Origin of the sequence: Shewanella sp. S1-49-MNA-CIBAN-0167, assembly GCF_040310145.1 — a bacterium.
GTDB classification, from domain to species: domain Bacteria; phylum Pseudomonadota; class Gammaproteobacteria; order Enterobacterales; family Shewanellaceae; genus Shewanella; species Shewanella psychromarinicola.
On record NZ_JBEOPO010000149.1, the window covers coordinates 1 to 336 of the forward strand.

Genomic DNA, 336 nt, shown 5'->3' on the forward strand with positions numbered 1-336 from the left:
GGGAACAACCGATTGAAGAGTCAAATATGGCTGGTGGCTCTTTGTCGGTATCGATAGCCGCTTGGCAGCAGATTGATCAAGGTTTAGAAGCGCTATTAGCTACAGTGAATAAAGACAAACTGAGTGCGGATCAGCTCGCTGAATATATACAGCTAGAGCTCGACTTTGTGCACGCAGAAGACTTTTACCGTAAAGCCGTAGATGAGTTAAACAGTGGGGTTAAAATTTTCCCAGGTTCGGCGGTGGCAAAATTCGCCCGTATCGCGCCGATGCCTATATTCGATCAAGTGCAGGAATAGTCACATGACATGGCGTAATCGGCAGACGCTATTGGGT

Annotated in this window: 1 protein-coding gene; it reads left to right on the forward strand. The window is 47.3% G+C overall.

Features of this window, described 5'->3' with window-relative positions:
* On the forward strand, positions 1-299 hold a 299-nt coding region (locus AAEZ00_RS20760), incomplete at its 5' end, for a hypothetical protein (protein WP_502959352.1).
* Positions 300-336 lie beyond the last annotated feature (37 nt).